General features: G+C 69.5%; 18 protein-coding genes and 1 pseudogene. 9 read left to right on the top strand and 10 right to left on the bottom strand.

Going from position 1 to position 18,099, the window contains the following annotated elements; all coding sequences use genetic code 11:
• Nucleotides 1-38: 38 nt before the first annotated feature.
• On the bottom strand, nucleotides 39-608 hold the full coding sequence (locus ACTWLI_RS02185; RefSeq protein WP_445155072.1) for an HNH endonuclease: 570 nt from the start codon (nucleotides 606-608) through the stop codon (nucleotides 39-41).
• Between the two features lie 135 nt (nucleotides 609-743).
• Nucleotides 744-1,886 carry a hypothetical protein gene (locus ACTWLI_RS02180; protein WP_445155071.1) on the bottom strand — a complete coding sequence of 381 codons (1,143 nt, stop codon included), beginning with the start codon at nucleotides 1,884-1,886 and terminating at the stop codon, nucleotides 744-746.
• Nucleotides 1,887-2,326: 440 nt separating this feature from the next.
• Here ACTWLI_RS02180 and ACTWLI_RS02175 point away from each other — a divergent pair.
• A pseudogene (locus ACTWLI_RS02175) lies at nucleotides 2,327-3,154 on the top strand (lipase family alpha/beta hydrolase); the annotation flags it as partial.
• A 120-nt stretch (nucleotides 3,155-3,274) separates the two neighbouring features.
• On the opposite strand, the gene ACTWLI_RS02170 reads toward ACTWLI_RS02175, so the two are convergent.
• The 4 genes from ACTWLI_RS02170 to ACTWLI_RS02155 all read right to left on the bottom strand — a co-directional run bounded on the left by ACTWLI_RS02170 (nucleotide 3,275) and on the right by ACTWLI_RS02155 (nucleotide 7,120).
• On the bottom strand, nucleotides 3,275-3,628 hold the full coding sequence (locus tag ACTWLI_RS02170) for a TfoX/Sxy family protein (RefSeq protein ID WP_445156102.1): 354 nt from the start codon (nucleotides 3,626-3,628) through the stop codon (nucleotides 3,275-3,277).
• Nucleotides 3,629-3,710: 82 nt separating this feature from the next.
• Nucleotides 3,711-4,778 (bottom strand): tellurite resistance/C4-dicarboxylate transporter family protein, encoded by a 1,068-nt coding sequence (locus ACTWLI_RS02165; protein ID WP_445155070.1) that lies wholly within the window; start codon nucleotides 4,776-4,778, stop codon nucleotides 3,711-3,713.
• A gap of 26 nt (nucleotides 4,779-4,804) precedes the next feature.
• On the bottom strand, nucleotides 4,805-6,613 hold the full coding sequence (locus tag ACTWLI_RS02160; RefSeq protein WP_445155069.1) for a glycoside hydrolase family 15 protein: 1,809 nt from the start codon (nucleotides 6,611-6,613) through the stop codon (nucleotides 4,805-4,807).
• 30 nt (nucleotides 6,614-6,643) lie between these two features.
• Nucleotides 6,644-7,120, bottom strand: coding sequence for a hypothetical protein (locus tag ACTWLI_RS02155; RefSeq protein WP_445155068.1), 477 nt, complete (start codon nucleotides 7,118-7,120; stop codon nucleotides 6,644-6,646).
• A 154-nt stretch (nucleotides 7,121-7,274) separates the two neighbouring features.
• Here ACTWLI_RS02155 and ACTWLI_RS02150 point away from each other — a divergent pair, with 154 nt between their 5' ends.
• Nucleotides 7,275-7,517: an ArsR/SmtB family transcription factor gene (locus ACTWLI_RS02150; RefSeq protein ID WP_445155067.1), complete on the top strand. Its 243-nt coding sequence runs from the start codon at nucleotides 7,275-7,277 to the stop codon at nucleotides 7,515-7,517.
• Here ACTWLI_RS02150 and ACTWLI_RS02145 read toward each other — a convergent pair.
• Nucleotides 7,502-8,191 (bottom strand): hypothetical protein, encoded by a 690-nt coding sequence (locus tag ACTWLI_RS02145; protein ID WP_445155066.1) that lies wholly within the window; start codon nucleotides 8,189-8,191, stop codon nucleotides 7,502-7,504. The genes ACTWLI_RS02150 and ACTWLI_RS02145 overlap by 16 nt on opposite strands.
• A gap of 296 nt (nucleotides 8,192-8,487) precedes the next feature.
• On the opposite strand from ACTWLI_RS02145, the gene ACTWLI_RS02140 reads away from it, so the two are divergent.
• Nucleotides 8,488-8,901, top strand: a complete 414-nt coding sequence (locus tag ACTWLI_RS02140) for a DUF4383 domain-containing protein (RefSeq protein ID WP_445156101.1) — start codon at nucleotides 8,488-8,490, stop codon at nucleotides 8,899-8,901.
• A 128-nt stretch (nucleotides 8,902-9,029) separates the two neighbouring features.
• Here ACTWLI_RS02140 and ACTWLI_RS02135 read toward each other — a convergent pair whose 3' ends face one another.
• Nucleotides 9,030-10,619, bottom strand: coding sequence for an alkaline phosphatase D family protein (locus ACTWLI_RS02135; protein ID WP_445155065.1), 1,590 nt, complete (start codon nucleotides 10,617-10,619; stop codon nucleotides 9,030-9,032).
• A gap of 231 nt (nucleotides 10,620-10,850) precedes the next feature.
• On the opposite strand from ACTWLI_RS02135, the gene ACTWLI_RS02130 reads away from it, so the two are divergent.
• The 5 genes from ACTWLI_RS02130 (at nucleotide 10,851) to ACTWLI_RS02110 (ending at nucleotide 14,525) form a co-directional block, all read left to right on the top strand.
• Nucleotides 10,851-11,906 (top strand): 2,3-butanediol dehydrogenase, encoded by a 1,056-nt coding sequence (locus tag ACTWLI_RS02130; protein WP_445155064.1) that lies wholly within the window; start codon nucleotides 10,851-10,853, stop codon nucleotides 11,904-11,906.
• A gap of 87 nt (nucleotides 11,907-11,993) precedes the next feature.
• Complete coding sequence (locus ACTWLI_RS02125; RefSeq protein ID WP_445155063.1) at nucleotides 11,994-12,494, top strand: SRPBCC family protein; 501 nt, start codon at nucleotides 11,994-11,996, stop codon at nucleotides 12,492-12,494.
• A 38-nt stretch (nucleotides 12,495-12,532) separates the two neighbouring features.
• Entirely contained in the window at nucleotides 12,533-12,733 is a 201-nt protein-coding gene (locus ACTWLI_RS02120; protein WP_445155062.1) for an SDR family oxidoreductase, read from the top strand.
• Between the two features lie 97 nt (nucleotides 12,734-12,830).
• Nucleotides 12,831-14,087: an acyltransferase family protein gene (locus ACTWLI_RS02115; RefSeq protein WP_445155061.1), complete on the top strand. Its 1,257-nt coding sequence runs from the start codon at nucleotides 12,831-12,833 to the stop codon at nucleotides 14,085-14,087.
• A gap of 234 nt (nucleotides 14,088-14,321) precedes the next feature.
• Complete coding sequence (locus ACTWLI_RS02110; protein ID WP_056738746.1) at nucleotides 14,322-14,525, top strand: cold-shock protein; 204 nt, start codon at nucleotides 14,322-14,324, stop codon at nucleotides 14,523-14,525.
• Between the two features lie 215 nt (nucleotides 14,526-14,740).
• On the opposite strand, the gene ACTWLI_RS02105 is transcribed toward ACTWLI_RS02110, so the two are convergent.
• Nucleotides 14,741-16,570, bottom strand: a complete 1,830-nt coding sequence (locus tag ACTWLI_RS02105; protein WP_445155060.1) for a tetratricopeptide repeat protein — start codon at nucleotides 16,568-16,570, stop codon at nucleotides 14,741-14,743.
• Nucleotides 16,571-16,660: 90 nt separating this feature from the next.
• Here ACTWLI_RS02105 and ACTWLI_RS02100 point away from each other — a divergent pair, with 90 nt between their 5' ends.
• Entirely contained in the window at nucleotides 16,661-16,855 is a 195-nt protein-coding gene (locus tag ACTWLI_RS02100) for a hypothetical protein (RefSeq protein ID WP_445155059.1), read from the top strand.
• A 95-nt stretch (nucleotides 16,856-16,950) separates the two neighbouring features.
• Here the strand turns inward: ACTWLI_RS02100 and ACTWLI_RS02095 are convergent, their stop codons facing one another.
• Nucleotides 16,951-17,844, bottom strand: a complete 894-nt coding sequence (locus ACTWLI_RS02095; protein ID WP_056738737.1) for an SDR family oxidoreductase — start codon at nucleotides 17,842-17,844, stop codon at nucleotides 16,951-16,953.
• Nucleotides 17,845-18,099 lie beyond the last annotated feature (255 nt).

The raw sequence follows: 18,099 nt of genomic DNA, 5'->3' as shown, positions 1-18,099 counted from the left end.
GCGGCGCCCGCGGGCGTTTCGTTTAGCGCCGACGCACGTCAGGGGAGCGGCTGCCGCTCGCCGACGTTCAGGGCAGCCCCCGGCGCCACGTAGCCCAGCCGCCGTCGTTCCAGCCGTTCCTGCTGGCGCGGTGACGGAACCCTGGCTCCCTTGGCTCGGTTGCACCTGGCGCAGGCGGCAACAAAGTTTTGCAGGCTGCTGGACCCGCCTTTAGACCACGGGTAGAAGTGGTCGCCGTGCTCAGCGGGCCGCGAGCAGCGGCGGCCGTGACCTGCCTCCATCTCGCACTGGCCGCCGGCACGTGCCATTCCTTCCCGGCGCTGCTGGCGGGTGAAGCGCCGCGCCGGATCCCGGCGTCGGACGTCCCGGGCGGTGATGACGCCCGCGATAACTGTGAGGACGATGGCGAGCAGGCCCGGCAGTATCACCGCGGCCACGATCCCGTCGACCATCCCGCGGAATACCTCTGACACGGTGGGTGTCTTGGTGCCGGCGCTCGTCTTCGGCATGAAGGCCAGAGCAAGCGACACGGCCAACCACATCATCGTGGCTGCGAACGCCAGCCGAAGTCCCACGCGGGTCCAGTAAATGCGCTTCAAGTCCAGCATTGAGTTGCCCCCATCATCCTCAGCTCCGCAAAGCCGCTGCCCCTGGCTGGGCCAGGGAGATCCTATCTCCGGTTCAACGCCCAAGGCTGCCCGACAGGCTCAGCTGTCAGGGCGCAGGCTGCCGTTCGCCGATGCTCAGCGCACCCGCAGGTTCGAGGGCTTGCCGGGAACGTCCTTCGGCTGGAGGCCGGCGGCTTCGGCCTGCAGCACGCACCACTTGCGCAGCGGCATGCCGAGAACCTTCGGAAGGGATCCATGGCGCTCCTTCACCAGCGGCATTCCCACGTTGCCGAAAAGGGACACGCTGATGCCCGATTCGCCGTGCAGGAGAGGGTCGCCGAGGATCGACCTCCATGCCTCCTCCAGCGCCTTGGTTGCCGCGGCTGCACTGCCGTTGACTCCCTGGAAGCTTCGCGTCAGATGCGCTTGCATGCGTTGGTATTCGGTGAGTGCCGGGGTCTGGGAGGCCGCTGCGTGCGCGGTGTTCACCTTTGGTTGCGGGTTCTTCACTGCCGCCAGGGGTGCCGTGCCGACGGCCGGCGGCGGGGTCGGCGAGCTGCGCATGCCCGCGGCGACTATCAGGTCGGCGAGTTCCCCGTGCAGCGCCGCGATCTGCCGGTGGATGGCGCTGATGCGGAGGACGACGTCGGTGTCCCCGCCGTTGGGTGAGACGCGTAGCTTGGTCTCTGCCTCGTGGGGGAAGGTGGTGCGGAACAGCGCACACAGCGCCTTGGCCAGCTCAAGCCGGGCGCCGGCGTCGGGCAGCAACAGCGGAGCCGGGCTGGTCGAGTTCGCAATCACCGCAGCCAGTTCCGGCAGGTCGCCGTACACCTTGCCCCAGCGGATCCGCTCAATGGTCGTGTTCCGGTCCACCTGCGGGGAGTAGACGCTCTGCATGATGCGCAACTGCAGCGCGTCGAACGCCGGGAAGTGCTGGGGGAGGATGCCGCCGCGCAGGGCTGCACGGACGGCGTCGAGCTGCCGCGACACCTGCTCGATCGGATTCGACACGGCCATGCCGCCCTCCAGCAGCCAAGGCGTGCCCGTGTCGGTTGCGAGCGCGACGCGTTGGGGGAATCCCTTCCACTCGCTGACCATGAGGGTGCCGTGCCGGGCGTTATAGAAGATCCAGTCGACTTCGGCCACGGGCCTGCCCGGGGCGTCCACCCGGCAGTTGCTGAACGCCCATACGTCGTCATCGAACAGGTCCTCCAGCCGGGCAACATCGCGGGGAGACGGTCGGTGGGCGGCCGAATTGGCGGAAGGAAAGTGCAGCAACGGAAGCCTTCTGGGGCGCTATGCCAGCTGAGGGATCCCCAGGCCCCGAGCCGGTGGCGCGTCGTGCGCTACGCCACATCATCACCGGTCGGAAGGCGCGGCGGCAAGTAAACCGCGCGGGCGGCCTCTGGCAGCTTCGCCGCGTTGACATGGCAGAAGTCGACGAACCGCACCTGATGAACATTTGTGCAACAGCTCACACCTCCCTTCGCAGTGGGCTCCGGATGCACCGCAAGCTACTGACCAGTAACTTCGTCCTGCGGAGGACTCGTTCCACCGGCCGGGCAGGACCCGGCCGCGTGCCGATATTCCTGCACATCCGTGCAAATCCATGGTGCTGCCGGCCCGCGGGCTGCCTAGCCTGTGAAGACCGAGGCCAAGCCCCGGTTGCGAAAGAACACCATCTGGCGCCACCCGCCGACACGAACAAAGAGGTTTCCATGTCGCTGCTCACCAGAGCCCTGTCCATCGCCGCCGCCGCGGTCCTCGCCGCTTCACTCTCCGCCGTTCCGGCCCAGGCGGACACCCTTGATGTCGCCCCTCCCGGCGCCAACGACTGGACCTGCAAGCCGTCCGCCGAGCACCCCTATCCCGTCATCCTGGTGCCCGGCACCTTCGAGAGCATGGCCAAGAACTGGTCCACCCTCTCGCCCTACCTGAAGAGCCAGGGGTACTGCGTGTTCGCCCTCAACTACGGTGAAACCAACGGCGTCTACGCCACCGCGCCGGTGGCCGACTCCGCGAAGGAACTGGCCCCGTTCGTTGACGCGGTCCGCGCCGCCACCGGCGCCAAGAAGGTGGACCTGGTGGGCCACAGCCAGGGCGGCATGATGCCCCGCTACTACATGGGCTTCCTCGGCGGAGCGAAGTACGTCCGTCACCTGGTGGGCATCGTACCCTCCAACCACGGCACCAAAGGCCTGATCGTCCCGCCGCCGGACTACACCGCCTTGAACTGCGCGTCCTGCGCCGACCAGCAGGCAGGGTCAGCCTTCATGCAGCAGCTGAACTCCACCGGTGACACCGTTGCCGGACCGTCGTACACCGTCCTCTCCACGGTCTACGACGAGGTGGTCATTCCCTACAACAGCCAGTTCCTTAGCGGCACGGCGAAACAGGTCACGAACATCACCATCCAGGACAAGTGCCCCGCCGACGTCTTCGAGCACGACCAGACGCCGAATGACCCCGTGGTGCACCAATTCGTGGCCCACGCCCTGGGGCAGGCCTCCGGCCCCGCCGATCCGGCGTACCAGCCGAGCTGCCTCTGGCCGGCTTCAGCGCTCTCGGGCCCAGCTCGGACCCAGCCGGCATGCTCCGACGGCGGGATCCACCAAACGGTGGGTCCCGCCGTCGGCGTTGGGAAGCGGTTTGGCCATCGATGCAGGCTACTTGGCCCCCTTCGGCGGCAGGCCGGCCACGTGCCAAAACGCCTTTTCCACCCAGGCCCTGGCGCGAGCCTCGCCGCCGTCGCCGTTCCAGCTGTCCGGCAAACCGGTATAGCCGCCCATGGGCCGCTCGGCCGGGCCGAACGGTACGGTCCGTTCGGTACTTTCGAGCGTCTCCTTGTCCTCCGCCGAGAGCTTCACCCCGATGGTGGAGCCGAAGAGGCCGGCGAACATATTGCCGTTCACGAATGCCCCCAGATTCCCGAACATAGGCTTGGTGACCACCTCGGGTCGGCGGGGCAGTACCGAGCGGAAGTGTTCCTTGTCGGCGTCGGACGCTTTGGGCATTTCCATGGGGTGCCTCCGGAAAGCTGCGGATGATGGACCGTCTGCCTGCAGGATATGCCCGAGCGTGCAACCGGTTCTAGCCGAATGGTTACCGCCCCGGGCGTACGAGCGTAACCCACAAATGCCAGATCATCGCGGCGAGGGTGGCGAGGAACGCGGCGACGGCCAGCCACAGCTCCATCCGGCCGATCAGCGCCACCAGGGGAAGCCGGTCGGCGCGCCCCAGGTAGATCCCGGCCACAGCGTACATGCCCAGCGGAAAGATCACACTCCACAGGCCGGGTTCGTAGGACAGCGGCACCTTGTGCACCACGTGCCGCCACCAGCCCGCGGCGAGGAGGACCGGGAAGAGCCACGAGGCGAAGGCCCAGAACACCACCGAGGAACCGGCCACCAGCCCGCGCGTCGCGTCCACCATCGGCGCGCCGGCCATCTCGACGATCCGCGCGCCCGCGAGGACGCTGATCGCCATGGCGCCCATGGCCACGAAGTAGGGCGGGCGCAGGTCCTCGGGCCGGATGGGGTACGTCATGAGCCGCAGCGACACGAAGATCCCCACCGCGGCGTACAGGATGAGCCCCACCGACCAGGCCACGACGGCGACCAGCGCCAGCACGGCGCGCTGGTCCGGCGCCGCCGAGGGCTCGAGTGACGCCGCCGCGACCGCCACGGACTGGCTGGCCACGCACCAGATGAACCAGCTGCCGTTGGCGTCCTTCACCACCGGCCGCTCGGCCCGGCCCAGGACGGCGGTCCACGGCACCACATAGCCCAGCACCACCCAGGCGAGCACCGCGACGGCCAGCAGCGCCGCCGTCGTCCCCGGCCACCCGGCCATCCCCAGCCGCACCCCGAGCACATTCGTGCCGGCGATGAAGGTGAAGAACCCGAAGGCCCGTGCCGGGTCCATGAAATCGTGGCGCATGTCCGCGCGGAACTGCACCAGGCGCACCAGGCTGAGGACCAGGATCACGGCGTACGAAACTCCGCAGACCACGAGGAGCGCCGCGGACAGGGCGGTGAAGCCTTCGAGCTCGAGGCCCACCGAGATGATCCCGCTGGCCATCGTGAGCGCGAAGTAGCCCGGCGTGAGCGTCTGCACCGCCTGGGCGACGCGGGAACCTAACGGGCTGCGGCCGGCCATGGCTGTCGTCATGGCACCCAGCTTAGGACCTCCCAGGTTCACCCCTCCGGCACCTGGCGCGCGGCATCGCGGAGCGCCAGCGCCGCCTGGACCAGTGCGGCGTGGGTCAGCGCCTGGGGGTAGTTCCCAAGCAGGGCCCCGGTGCCCGGATCGGCTTCCTCACTGAACAGGCCGAGCGGACCGCCGAGACCCAGCAGTGCGTCGAACAGTGTCGCCGCCTCCGCGGTCCTTCCGGTCAGGGCCAGGGCCTGGACCAGCCAGAAGGAGCAGGGCAGGAAGGCCCCCTCGTCCCCGGGCAACCCGTCCTGGCCGGGCGGATAGCGGTAGAGGAGGGGGTAGCCGGCGGAGAGTTCCGCGGTGACGGCGTCCACCGTGCCCCGCAGCCGCGCCGAGCCCGGCGCCTCGAAGCCGGTCACCGGCAGGATCAGCAGGGCTGAGTCCAGGTCGGGCGAGCCGTAGGAGCGGGTGTAGGTGTTCCGGGCCGGGTCGAATCCCCGGGCGCTGATGTCGGCGGCGAGGGCGGCCCGCGCGGTGTCCCAGCGGCGCCGCCGCCGGGCGCTGATCCGGTGCGTGTCCGCGATGCGCAGGGCCCGGTCCAGGGCCAGCCAGCCCATGAGCTTGGAGTGCACATGGTGGGCCGGGCCGTCGCGGATCTCCCAGATGCCGGCATCGGGCTCCGGCCAGCGCCGCGCCACGAGGTCCGTGAAGCCGCGCATCGCCCGCCAGGTCTCCGAATTGAGCCGGTGGCCCTGCCCGACAAGGTTCCACGCGGCGTCCAGGACCCAGCCGTAGCCGTCGAGCTGGTGCTGGTGCGCGGCGCCGTTGCCCGTCCGCACCGGCGCGCTGCCGGCGTACCCGGGCCAGGCCTGCAGCGTGCGCTCGCGGGGAACGTGCCCGCCGGTCAGCGTCAGCAGGGCCTGCAGCCGGGGCCGCTGCAGCCGGCTGGCGTGCAGGAGCCAGTTCAGGAAGTTCAGCGCCTCGCCGTCCTTGCCCAGGGCAAGGAACGCCGCGATCCCGATGCTGGCGTCCCGCGGCCAGGCGTACCGGTAGTCCCAGTTCCGGACGCCGCCGGGGTCCTCCGGCAGGGAGGTCGTGGGCGCCGCCACGGGCGCGCCCGACGGGGAATAGGTCAGCAGCTTCAGCGTCAGCAGGCTGCGCAGCACCGTTTCCCGGAACGGGACGCCGTTGCTGACCCCCGACGTCCACTCCTGCCAGCGCCGTTCATCGGCGTCCACCAGCTCCCACGCCGTTTCGGGGTCCATCCAGACCAGCGGTTCCGCGTACGCCAGGGCGAGCACCAGCACCACCGGACGCCCGGGCACCACGGTGACCTCCGCCGTCGTTCCCGGCTCCACCCGCAGCCCGCCGCTGCAGCCCAGCGACAGGGCCAGGGCTCCCCACTCGCAGACCAGGTGCGGCCCCGGCCGGACCCGCGGGCGGCGGTGGCGCTCGCCGAGGCGCGGGTCAAAGACGACGGCGGCCCGTACCGGGGCGTCCGTCGCCTCCAGCCGCCGCACGAGGAGTGTGGTGGGTAGCAGTTGACCGGCGACTTCCCCGATCATCGCCTCGGTGAGGGTCAGCGTTCCGCCGTCGGTGGCCCAGACCGTCTCGAGTGTGGCGGTGTGCGGGCGGTAGCGGCGGCTGAGCCGGTGCGCCGGCAGGGCGGGACCGGCGCGGAAGGTGCCGGCCTCCGGGCCGCCGAGCAGGGCGCCGAAGACGGGGTCGCCGTCGAAGGCCGGCGCGCACAGCCAGTCGATGCCGCCGTCGTCGGAGACCAGGGCGGCGGTGCGGGTGTCGCCCAGCAGCCCGTAGCCGGCGAGGGCGGGGGAGGGGGCCGTGGCTTCCATGGTGCGCCGCCTTCCTTCACGCCGGGCGGGTCAGCGGACCGTGAGGAGCAGTCCGAGCAGCGAACCGTAGACCAGGTGGGCTGCCACGGCCACGGCGGGCGTCTGGATCCCGTAGTTGAGGCCCAGCAGGCCCGGCGGCTCCAGGGCCGCCCGGCTGGTGGGCCCGGCCCGGGTGCTCGCCATCCGGGGATGGATGCCGGGCAGCAGCGGCAGGATGATGGTCAGCGCCACGGTGACGTGGAGGAGGCCCAGCAGCGCGCCGGTCCACCAGGTGGCCCGGCCCAGCAGCGCGAAGACCGCCGCGTAGCCGAGGGCGAAGACCTGCCCGGCGGCGAGGTGGATGAAGAATCCCGCGATCCGGGCCCTGTCGGGGTCCGGCGTGACGAGGCTGCCGAGGACCAAGGGCAGGTCGAGCCGGGTCCAGCCGGCCATCTGGCAGGCGATCAGCACCGCGGTCAGGGCCGTGGTGGCGAGCAGGCCGAACAGCGCCCAGCCGGGCCAGTCCACCTCAACCGCCGCCGTGGGTGCGGGGCGTGCGGGCCGCCGGGATTGGTTCCATCTCGCACCTTCTAAAACAGGATGCTTCGATTTTAGAGCGGTGCCGGCATCGCGGGCAAGGGCCGGACGGTGCTGCTGAGTGCCGCGATTTTGGAGCAGGGTGTTGAGCAGCCAGCCGGAGCACGCGGCGACACCCGCCGCTGAGCAGTCGCTCGTCCACGACGTCGCCCCCGGCCCGCAGTTACTCGAAGCAGCGGCGGGGACGCTGCGGATGCTCGCCGAACCCGCCCGCCTGCACCTCTTGTGGCAGCTCGCCGACGGGCCCAAGACCGTCACGGAACTCACCGCCGCGTCCGCGGCGCCGCGGACCGTGGTCAGCCAGGTGCTTCGTTATGGCGCCGGCTGACGGGCTGCCTCGTAGGAGGGCTTCCGCAGCCTCCGCGCCCAGCCGTAGGTGCCGGCGCCGGGCAGAGAATGCTCCAACGGATCGAACCGGGTGGGGAGATCCGCCGCTACCGGGTCCAGACTCAGCGCGAGGGTGCCGAAACGGACCCAATTCCCCGAGGGCCGGGCGTAGTGGAGACCGAGGGTCCAGGTCGCGGTGCCCAGCGCCCGGCGGAACGCGCCCGGGGCGGCAGGAAGCCACTTCCCAGTTTTCTCCGGGCGGGCTGCCACTAGAACCGGACCCGCAGACCCTTTATAGGGCATGAGTGAGGTCAGCTTGCTACGGCTGGCATACCGGCGAGCCGTGAGTACCAGCCGGCCGGGCCGCGACATCCCCGTAGATGCCAGCAGCACGTCGGCCGGGCCCGTCTCCGTGGGGATCCGCAGCGCCAGCCCGAGGATATCCGGCCAGTCCGGGGGCGTGCCAACGGACCGTGACAGCCGGGCGCTCACGGCGCCGCTCCCGGGGGTGTCGACCCACAGGATCCCGCTTTTCCCCTCCCCGGGCTGCCGGTCGATGGTTCCCGTGAGCGCCACGCCCGCGGGGTGGATGGGCCGATCCGGGCGCAGCACCTTGAGGGCTTTGAAGCCGGCGGCGAACGCCAGCCCCGCTGCGCCGCTAAACGGTTCGTTCATACCATCTCCTCCGTAAGCCGGGCGAGTCAGCTGCCGCACCCAGTAAAGCACGCGGCAGGAGACTGTCCGGCCGCGGGGCCTTTGAGTGCATGGTTATGCCTTAGCGGAGCAGTACCGTGTTCGCCGGTAACAGTTGAAGGGACCCTGTAGCGCCAAATAGTAATATTGCTTACTATTTTTGCAGGCATGGAATGCCAGAACCGAATGCAAGTCCCGGTAGTAGGAATGAAAGCTTTTCCGACTAAGGAGAGTGCGCAGTGACAAATACCAGCCGCGATGTCAGCCAGAAGTCGACTATGCAAAAAGCCGCACTAGCGGTGGGGGTGGTGTTCCTGCTGGTCGGTGTCCTGGGATTCATTCCCGGAATCACCAGCGGCTCGCTGGGGTTGGCCGGCCACGAATCCGAGGCACTTCTCCTCGGGCTCTTCCAGGTGTCCGTCCTGCACAACATCGTTCACTTGCTCTTCGGTGTCGCGGGGATCTTGATGGCGCGCAGCCACCCGCAGGCCAAGAACTTCCTTCTCTACGGCGGCGTCGTCTACCTGATTCTCTGGATCTACGGCCTCCTTATCGGCCACGACACAGCCGCGAACTTCGTCCCAGTCAACAACGCGGACAACTGGCTCCACCTGGTCCTCGGAATCGGCATGATCGCGATGTCGCTGCTGCTCTCCCGCGGCACCACCAGGGCCGCTTCCACCCGACCCTGACCTTCCGGTACAGCCGCAACGGCAGGGCACGACAGGGGCCGGGCACCTAAGGATGCCCGGCCCCTGTCGTGCCTAAGACGGACGGATCACGCCAACGGCACCACGCCGGTCCTGCGTACCGGGTGGCCTTATGACTCCCGCCGAACCCCGGGTACGCCGTCGTCGATCCGGAACGACGCCTTCGTCGCCACGGGGGCACCCGGCGTCGTGACGTAGTCCAGCGTCCGGAAGTCCGCGGTCATCGCGTCCCTGGTGATCCGGGTGGTCACGTAGCCGCGGTTGTCGTTGAAGAACTTCAGATGCGGGTTCCAGGCCATCGTGGGGTCCGTGGTGGCGCCGGTGCCGTTGCCCGTGGAGCTGATGGACGTGCACACCAGTTCCGAGCCGACGACGGGGGCGTCCGGGTTCTTGTAGTCGACCTTGACGTCGTTGGCCCAGTTGCGGTGCACGTCGCCGGTGAGGACGACGGCGTTGCGCACCTTCGCGTCCACCCAGCCCTGGGTGATCCGGCGGCGGGACGCGGCGTAGCCGTCCCAGCCGTCCATGGAAACGTCGTCGATCTCCGGGGCCTGGTTGCGGTCCCGCTCGGCGAAGAAGACCTGCTGGCCCAGGATGTCCCAGCGCTGCGTGGAGTTCCGGAAGCCCTCCAGCAGCCACTGCTCCTGCTCGGCGCCGGTGATGGTGCGGTCCTCGGCCAACCGCTCGGCCACGTTCTTCCGCCAGCCGTCGCCGGCCAGCTGGTCATCGCGGTACTGCCGGGTATCCATCATGTGGAAGGCGGCCAGCTGGCCCCACTGCAGCCGACGGTAGATCTTCATGTCGGCGCCGGCCGGCACGGACGAGGGCCGCAGCGGCATGTTCTCGTAGTACGCCTGGAACGCCGCCGCCCGGCGCTGCCGGAAGTGCCCGGTGGTGTCGTTGAGCTGACCCGGGTTCCGGTTTTCCGGCACGTCGCCGGCCCAGTTGTTGTCCACCTCGTGGTCGTCCCACACCAGCAGCCACGGCGCCACCGCGTGCGCGGCCTGCAGGTCGGCGTCGGCCTTGTACTGCGCGTGCCGCTGTCGGTAGCCGGCCAGGTTTACCGTCTCCGGGCCCGCGTGGTCGCGCGGGTTGCCGCCGCCGATCACGTAGCTGTCCTTCTTGTACTCGTACAGGTAATCGCCCAGGTGCAGCACCAGGTCCGGGTGGTCCTGCGCCAGCCGCGCGTAGCCGGTGAAGTAGCCGTGCTCGTACTGCGCGCAGCTGGCGAACGCCATGGCCAGGGCCGCCGGCGTCTCGTGCCGGGCCGGGCTGGTCAGGGTCCGGCCGACGGCGCTGAGGTGACGGCCGGTGCGGAACCGGTAGAAGTACTCCCGCCCCGGCCGCAGGCCGCGCAGCTCCACGTGCACCGAGTGCGCGGTCTCGATCCGGGCGTGCTCGACGCCGCGGGCCATGACCGTGCGCATGCCTTCGTCCTCCGCCACTTCCCAGGACACTGCGACGTTCCGGGCGGGCATTCCGCCCAGTCCGTCCTCGGCCACGGGGTCCACGGCCAGCCGGGTCCAGAGCACGAAGCCGTCCGGCCACGGTTCCCCGGAGGCGATGCCGAGCCGGAACGGGTCGGTGCGGAGACCGGCGTCGTCAGCGGTGGAAACGGCGACGGCGGCACTCGGCCAGGCGGCGACGAGCCCGGCGCCGAGGCCTGCGGTCAAGAGGGATCTACGGGAAATGTTGTCCATGCCCCGACGGTATTTTCGGCGCATTGACAGATCCCGGGGGCGACGTGAATGCGGCGTTAACTGCGTGACAAGGCTTGGCAACCCGTCGCGGATCCGGCCCAAAGGTCCCTACCCAGGTCCCACCGGCGGTGTGAGGATGGGCGGACGCAGTCCGGTTGCTCTCGCGCCGGGTCGTTCCTGGAACTCCTGCGCACCTCACTATGCACGCGCTCCCCATCGGAAAGGACCACCATGAAGGCAGCACGCTTCCACGCCCGCAAGGACATCCGGATCGAGGACATTCCGGAGCCGGAGCTCCGGGCCGGGGCGGTGAAGATCGACGTCGCGTGGTGCGGGATCTGCGGCACGGACCTGCACGAATACCTGGAAGGTCCGATCTTCTGCCCGGCGCCGGGACACCCGCACCCCCTTTCGGGCGAGGAGTCGCCGGTGACCCTGGGGCACGAGTTCTCCGGGACTGTGTCCGGGGTCGGCGACGGGGTGGAGGGGCTCGCGGTGGGGGACAACGTCGTCGTCGAACCATACTTTGTGGACGGCGACTGCGACATGTGCCAGGCCGGCAGCTACCACCTGTGCCGGCAGATGGGCTTCATCGGGCTCTCCGGCGGCGGGGGCGGGCTCAGCGAAAAGATCGTGGTGGACCAGCGCTGGGTGCACCCGATCGGCGACATCCCGCTGGATGAGGCGGCGCTGATCGAGCCGCTCTCGGTGGCCCACCATGCGGTGGCGCGGAGCGGCGCGAAGGCCGGGGACGTGGCGCTGGTGGGTGGGTCGGGCCCCATCGGGCTGCTGACCGCGGCGGTGCTCAAGGGCATGGGCGTGACGACAATCATCAGCGAGCTGACCCAGGCCCGGAAGGAAAAGGCCGTCTCCAGCGGCGTCGCGGACCATGTGCTGGATCCGAGCCAGGAGGACGTCCCGGCCCGGGTGCTGGAGCTCACCGGCGGGACGGGTGCCGACGTCGCCTTCGAGTGCGCCGGCGTGAACGCGGTGCTGGACACCATGCTCGACGCCGTCCGGCCCGCCGGCGTAGTGGTGAACGTGTCCATCTGGGGGGCGCCCGCGACCGTGGACATGCAGAAGCTGGTACTGAAGGAAATCGACCTGCGCGGCACTATCGCCTATGTCCGGGACCACCCCGCGGTGATCAAGATGGTGCAGGAGGGCAAGGTGGACCTCAAACCGTTCATCACCGGCAGGATCGCCCTGGAGGACCTGGTGGAGCAGGGCTTCGACACCCTCATCAACCACAAGGACACTGCCGTGAAGGTGCTGGTGCATCCCTAGCGGAAGGGCCATGGAAGACGCGGCGCCGTTTCGCGGTCAGGGGGAGCCGGCGGGCAAAGGTGGGGGGCCATCTGTAAGGATGGACCCATGAATGAGGGCAGCATCCGCCAGTATCAGGAGTCCGTCACGGTCCAGGCATCAGCCGATGCGCTCTACGACCTCGTCTCAGACATCACCCGCACCGGTGAGTGGAGCCCGGTTTGCACGTCGTGCTGGTGGGACGACGAGGACAGCGCCGGCCGCGTCGGGGCCTGGTTCACCGGCCGCAACGAGATCCCGCAGCGGACCTGGGAGACCCGTTCGCAGGTGGTGGCTGCCGAGCGCGGCCGCGAATTCGCCTGGGTGGTAGGCGGCAAATACGTCCGGTGGGGGTTTGCCCTCAGCCCGGCCGACGCCGGAACAGTCCTCAGCGAGTCCTGGGAATTCCTGCCGGCAGGGATTGCCATGTTCGAGGAGAAGTACGGCGACAAGGCACAGGCGCAAATCGCGGAGCGCACCCAGCAGGCGCTGGACGGCATCCCGAAGACACTCGCCGCGATCCAGCGGATCGCCGAGTCCAGCAATGAAACTGGAGACGTCCGGTCCTAGACCTACGCGGTCCAGGGCAGTGCCAGCCGGGCCCAGGCGTGAACGTGCTGTCCCCGGGCCCGGCCGACACCCCGATGCTGCACGACCCGGGCCGGGCCGCCACACCGGTCAAGCTTCCGGCGCTGGGTGCCTTGGTGGATTCGGACGACGTCGCCGCCCTGGCCGCGTTCCTCCTCAAACCGCATGGCACATCGATTACCGGCCAGAACCACGTCATCTGCGGCGGCGCGTCGCTGTAGGCAGCCTCCGCCCACGTACGCCCCTACGGACGCTCCGCGGCGTTGTGGCGGCACCTTTTCAGCCGCCCCAATGTAACGAACTGGTAACATGGAGCTGATGCCGAAACAGCCTGGAACCACCCGAGTCACGCAACTGGACGGCCTCCGCGGGCTTGCCGCCCTGGTGGTCGTGGCCTGCCACGTGCTGTCCGTGGTGCCCGGAATCGGCCACGTTGTCTTCGACGAGCGCTCCCGCCCGCTCAGCAGCGCAGAGTTCTGGGCGGTGTTTTCGCCGCTGCATCTGCTCTGGAACGGCACGCCCGCGGTCCACGTGTTCTTCGTGCTCTCCGGATTCGTCCTCATCCTGCCCTTCACCAAGACCGGGCGCGGTAAGGGCTGGGCCTCCTACTACGTGAAACGGCTGCTGCGGCTCTACCTTCCGGCGTGGGCGTCGCTGGCCCTGGCCGCCGCGCTGATCGCGCTGGTGCCGCGAACGGCGTCGCCGCTGCAGAGTTCCTGGGCGGACATGTATGTCGTGGATTCGGACTGGGGGCGCGTGGCCCGGGACGGCCTGCTGCTGCTCGGTGCGAGCACCGTCAACACCCCGCTCTGGACCCTGCGCTGGGAGGTCTTGTTCTCGCTGCTGCTTCCGCTGTACGTCCTGGTCGCCCTGCGGTGGCGGCGCTTCTGGCACCTGAAACTGGCGCTCGTCGTCGGCCTCTCCGTGGTGGGGGCCGTGCAGGAAGTGCAGTGGCTGATCTACCTGCCCATCTTTGCCATCGGCGCCATCCTGGGCGTCGAGCGGGATCGGATCCGTGAACTGACCGGCGCCTGGCCGAGGCTCGTCTGGCTCCCATTGTCCGCCGCCGGCCTCCTCCTGGCCAATGCCGAATGGCTCAGCCCCGCCAAGCCCGTCGAGAGCGTCGAAGCGCTCATCACCGTCGGCGCCACGCTGATTGTTCTGGTGTTCCTGCGCTGCGGTTCGGCGAAAAAGCTCGGCGACACCGCCGCCGTGCAGTGGCTGGGCCGCATCTCCTTCAGCCTCTACCTGGTGCACCTGCCCATCATCCTGGCCGCCGTCACGCTGCTGCGGCCAGTTTCGTTGCCCCTGGCGCTCGCCGTCGCCGTCGTCCTCTGCTTCGTCGCGGCCGAGCTGTTCTACCGGTACGTGGAGCAGCCCGCGCAGCGCCTGTCCACTGCGGCCGGGCGCGCTGTGGACCGGCGCGTGGCGCGCAGGCGCGGGGGAGGTACAGCGGAGCCGGACACCGCGCGGCCGGGCGCGCCGCGGGGCGGGTCGACGCAGGTGACCGCCACGTCGTCGAATGCCGCGCCGTCGAACGCCGGCGTCGCAGGGGCCCAGCAGCCCGCCCGCTAGCAGCGGGGGCCGGAGGGCTGCAGAGTACCCGCCGAGGACGCTATGTGACGTGTGGTCGCATGCCCCGGAAATCTCCTGTAGTGTTGAACCTGTTGTTGTGTTTATGCAGTTCGTAGTTCAGGCAGTACGCGCGGTCGAAAGTCCGTGTTCTTCTGAAGCAGCGGTTTTGAGCACCCCACACTGGAGGACCCGAAAGTCGGGACTTTTCCTCCACCTTCACGAAGGACAAAAATAATGGCTACTGGTACCGTCAAATGGTTTAACGCTGAAAAGGGCTTCGGCTTCATTTCCCCCGATGACTCCTCGCAGGACGTTTTCGCGCACTACTCCGCGATCAACTCCTCCGGCTTCCGCTCCCTCGAAGAGAACCAGAAGGTCTCCTTCGAAACCGAGCAGGGCCCCAAGGGTCCCCAGGCTACCAACATCCAGGCTCTCTAATTTCCTAGAGATCCGGGACCGTTAGGTTTCGAGCAGGGCCCGTCTTCGGACGGGCCCTGCTTTTGTTTAACCCGGGTGTGCCTCGGCGGCCCGCGGATGCCTCACCACGTCGGGTTGCTCTCTCACATCGAGCTTGATAGATCCTTCAGAACAGCCCTAAGTGAGAGCGCAACCGTGCCGCACCCGCCCGACGTCGGACCCATTGCCTGCGTGGCTCAACCGGCTGTCTGCCGCTCCACCCATCCGGCCAGGACCGGGTTGTCGATTTCCTTCGCCAGCCACCGGGCAGATTCGGCGGCGGCGGCATCGCCCAGCGAAGCCCGGTGCGACTGCGCCCGCACCGCGAACTCGCGCATCCCGGACCGGCCGGCCAGCGCGGCCAGCCGGTCCGCGAACTCGGCAGCCTGCGGCGAACCGGCGGCCAGCGCCACCTCCGTTGCAACGTCCAGCAACCTGGCCGAATACCAGAGATACCACGGGCTGGGCGCCAGCCCCCGGCCCACCCAGTGCTCGGCCGCCGCCAGGTCGCCACGGGCCAGGAACAGCCGCGCTTGAGCCCCGGCCGCGAGGGCCATGTAGCAGTGGTCTCCGGCCAGCTCCGCCATTACCCAGGAACGGTCGATCAGCGCAGCCGCTTGCTCAAACTTTCCTTCGGCGAGGTAGGTCTCACCCCGCAGCCCCGCCACGAACGGCTCGAATGCCGTCCAGTGTTCCGCGGCCACGCCGTCCAGGGCCCGGTCCAGGCACGCAGCGGCCAGGTCCAGCTCGCCGCGAATCAGATGCACGCGGCCCAACAGCGCTTCGCCGAACGCCTGCTGCCGGCGGTTCCCCGCGTCGCCGGCAAGCCGCACCGACTCGGCCAGCGCGGCCGCCGCCTCCCCGTATCGTGCGGTGTCCGAGGCCAACATCCCCTGGATAGCCAGAATCCTGGACTGTTCGTCCGGGAAACCGGTGGCGGCGCGCATCGCCTTCGTCAGCCAGGCGGCGGCCCGGTCCGGCACGCCGCGCTGCACGGCGAGGTAGCCCAGCTCACGGTACGCGGCCGCGGCGGTGCGGGAGCCGCCGTCGGGTGCCTCCGCCGACAGTGCGCGGTGCAGGAAATCTGCCACCTCGGCGCCCCGCCCGCCGGCCTGGTGGATCACCGCTCCGGCGAGGGTCACCAGCGATTCGGCGAGCAAACGCCGTTCGCCGGCACGCTGCGAGAGTTCGACGGCGAGCCGCAGCTGGGCCAGCCCGCGGTCCACGGCGCCGGCCGAGAGCGAGGCGGCACCGGCGTCGAGGTAGGACCGCACGGTGGCCGCATTTGCCGGCGTTCCGGAATCCGCGCCCGCGCCAGGGTCCGAGAGCGCCCGGCGGACCTCCTCGGGCAACGGCAGCCCCAGCTCCGCGCGGTATAGCTCCCCGAACCTGGTGACCTGTTCGCGGGCGCGGCCTGGCTGGCCGAGGGCCACCAGCGCCTTGACCAGCACGGCGGCGCAGTCCGTGTGGAATGGATCCCGCTGCAGCACCTGGGACGCGAGGGCGGCCGCATCCGACGGGGTGCCCGCCGCCAGCGCCGCCAGCGCGGCGTCGTAGAGCAGCGACTGCACGGCGGTCTCCAGCCGGTAGCGCTGGTCCGCGAGCCAGGACTCAAACACCGGGTTGTCGGCAAAGTCCAGGCCCTCCAGGAGCTGCCCCTCGAACCGGCGTGGATGCAGGTCCTGCACGCTGGCGGAGGCCAATTCGGACACGTCGCAGCGCCAGCCCGGCCGCAGGTCCAGCCGCAGGGGGTCGCCCGCGATCGCCGCCCCGCCGAGGGCTCGGCGCAGTTCCGATAGGTTCCAACGCAGGGCACCCAGGGGATCCGCGGCGTCGGGAAACAGGAGCGCCGCAGTCCGGGTGCGGATCACGCCGGCCGGGTTCAAGGCAAGGTAGGCCAGCACCGCCCACGCCTTGCGGCCGCGGGGCTGCAGGGGAGCGACGTCCCTCCCGGGAGGGCCCGGGGGCGCTGCGTCAGGGGGCTCGATCCGGGGCGGGCCGAGGAGCCGAATCCACGTGTCGGCCATACCGGCATTTTACCGCTCACACGGCTGCTCACACGGCCCCTGCAGACACTGAAGTCATCCCTCACCACCCACCATCGAGGTGCATCATCAATGGAAGTACTCGCAGTCCTGCTCGCCGGTTCCGCCCTGGTCGCCATCCCCGGTACGTTCGCTGCCATCCTTCGGGACGGCCACGGCCACACTCCGACGGTGCGGTCCGACGAACCGTGGAGCGCCGGCAACCTGCCCAGCGAGCCGTACGGGTCCGCGAACCGGAGTTTCCCGCCCGCTCTCTGGTTCCGGTAACCGTCGGCCCCGAAACGCGCGAGGGCCCCTCCCGGAAGTTCCGGGAAGGGCCCTCGCACACTGCTGGGGGCTGGAGCGGTGGAGCGGTGCCGGTGTTACGGCGTCGGCATGCCGCCGTTGACGTTCAGCGTCTCGCCGATCACATAGCTGGATTCGGAGGACGCGAGGAAGACGTACGCCGGGGCCAGTTCGGCCGGCTGCCCGGCGCGGCCCAGCGGGGTTTCCTTGCCGAACTCGGGCAGGTCCTCGGTGGGCTGGCCGCCGCTGGGCTGCAGCGGGGTCCAGATGGGCCCGGGCGCCACGGCGTTGACCCGGATGCCCTTGGGCGCCAGCTGCTGGGCCAGGCCCTTGGTGAAGTTGTTGATCGCGCCCTTGGTCGAGGCGTAGTCCACCAGCGTCTCCGACGGGCTGTAGGCCTGGATCGAGGTGGTGTTGATGATGCTCGATCCCGCCGGCAGGTGCGGCAGGGCCTCTTTGGTCAGCCAGAACATCGCGTACACGTTGGTCTTGTACGTGTGGTCGAACTGCACGTCCTCGATGTCGCCGAGGGCCTTCTGCGCCACCTGCTTGCCGGCGTTGTTGACCAGGATGTCCAGACCGCCGAGCTCCTTGACCGCGGTCTCCACCAGATCGCGGCAGACGGCGGAGTCCTTGAGGTCGCCCGGCACCTTGACGGCCTTGCGGCCCGCCTTCTCGATGAGGTTCGCGATCCGGGTTGCGTCCTCTTCCTCCTCCGGGAGGTAGGACATGACGACGTCGGCCCCCTCGCGGGCGAACGCGATCGCCGTTGCGGCGCCGATCCCGGAGTCCGCGCCGGTGATGAGCGCCTTCCGGCCCTCCAGCCGCCCGGTGCCGCGGTAGGTGTCTTCGCCGAGGTCCGCCTTAGGGGTCATCTTCGCGTCCAGGCCCGGTTCAGGCTGGCTCTGCTCCGGCGGCTCGATCTGCTCGTACGCGGTGACGGGGTTCCTGAACGTGTACTGGTCAGTCATGGTTCTCCTCCGGTTGGTGCGTCGCTCGGTTCCTCGGTGGGGGCCCTTGGCGTACGCGGCGGGTGGGTCAGCCGCATGCTAAGCATGCTTAGTAATCACCCTAGTGGGGGCGGGGGAGCGGACGCAACGACGACGGGATGGTCGGGGGAGCGAGCGGAACGACGGCGGGTGCCGGGTCGCGGGGGCAGCGCTGTGGCCGGGCGGGCCGGGCCGGCATCGGCGCGGGCCGGGCGAGGGGCCGGGATGACACGTGGC

It is taken from the genome of Arthrobacter sp. Hor0625, from assembly GCF_052567525.1.
The sequence above is the reverse complement of the archived record's forward strand: the minus strand, read 5'-3'. Positions and strand labels throughout refer to the sequence as shown.

Bases quoted from the DNA above. Each gene is read 5' to 3' on its own strand.
- ACTWLI_RS02160 (WP_445155069.1), bottom strand. From the start codon at position 6,613: ATGGAAGCCACGGCCCCCTCCCCCGCCCTCGCCGGCTACGGGCTGCTG.
- ACTWLI_RS02125 (WP_445155063.1), top strand. From the start codon at position 11,994: ATGAATGAGGGCAGCATCCGCCAGTATCAGGAGTCCGTCACGGTCCAG.
- ACTWLI_RS02140 (WP_445156101.1), top strand. From the start codon at position 8,488: ATGCAAAAAGCCGCACTAGCGGTGGGGGTGGTGTTCCTGCTGGTCGGT.
- ACTWLI_RS02100 (WP_445155059.1), top strand. From the start codon at position 16,661: ATGGAAGTACTCGCAGTCCTGCTCGCCGGTTCCGCCCTGGTCGCCATC.
- ACTWLI_RS02185 (WP_445155072.1), bottom strand. From the start codon at position 608: ATGCTGGACTTGAAGCGCATTTACTGGACCCGCGTGGGACTTCGGCTG.
- ACTWLI_RS02165 (WP_445155070.1), bottom strand. From the start codon at position 4,778: ATGACGACAGCCATGGCCGGCCGCAGCCCGTTAGGTTCCCGCGTCGCC.
- ACTWLI_RS02170 (WP_445156102.1), bottom strand. From the start codon at position 3,628: ATGGAAATGCCCAAAGCGTCCGACGCCGACAAGGAACACTTCCGCTCG.
- ACTWLI_RS02130 (WP_445155064.1), top strand. From the start codon at position 10,851: ATGAAGGCAGCACGCTTCCACGCCCGCAAGGACATCCGGATCGAGGAC.
- ACTWLI_RS02115 (WP_445155061.1), top strand. From the start codon at position 12,831: ATGCCGAAACAGCCTGGAACCACCCGAGTCACGCAACTGGACGGCCTC.
- ACTWLI_RS02135 (WP_445155065.1), bottom strand. From the start codon at position 10,619: ATGGACAACATTTCCCGTAGATCCCTCTTGACCGCAGGCCTCGGCGCC.
- ACTWLI_RS02145 (WP_445155066.1), bottom strand. From the start codon at position 8,191: ATGAACGAACCGTTTAGCGGCGCAGCGGGGCTGGCGTTCGCCGCCGGC.
- ACTWLI_RS02105 (WP_445155060.1), bottom strand. From the start codon at position 16,570: ATGGCCGACACGTGGATTCGGCTCCTCGGCCCGCCCCGGATCGAGCCC.
- ACTWLI_RS02110 (WP_056738746.1), top strand. From the start codon at position 14,322: ATGGCTACTGGTACCGTCAAATGGTTTAACGCTGAAAAGGGCTTCGGC.
- ACTWLI_RS02095 (WP_056738737.1), bottom strand. From the start codon at position 17,844: ATGACTGACCAGTACACGTTCAGGAACCCCGTCACCGCGTACGAGCAG.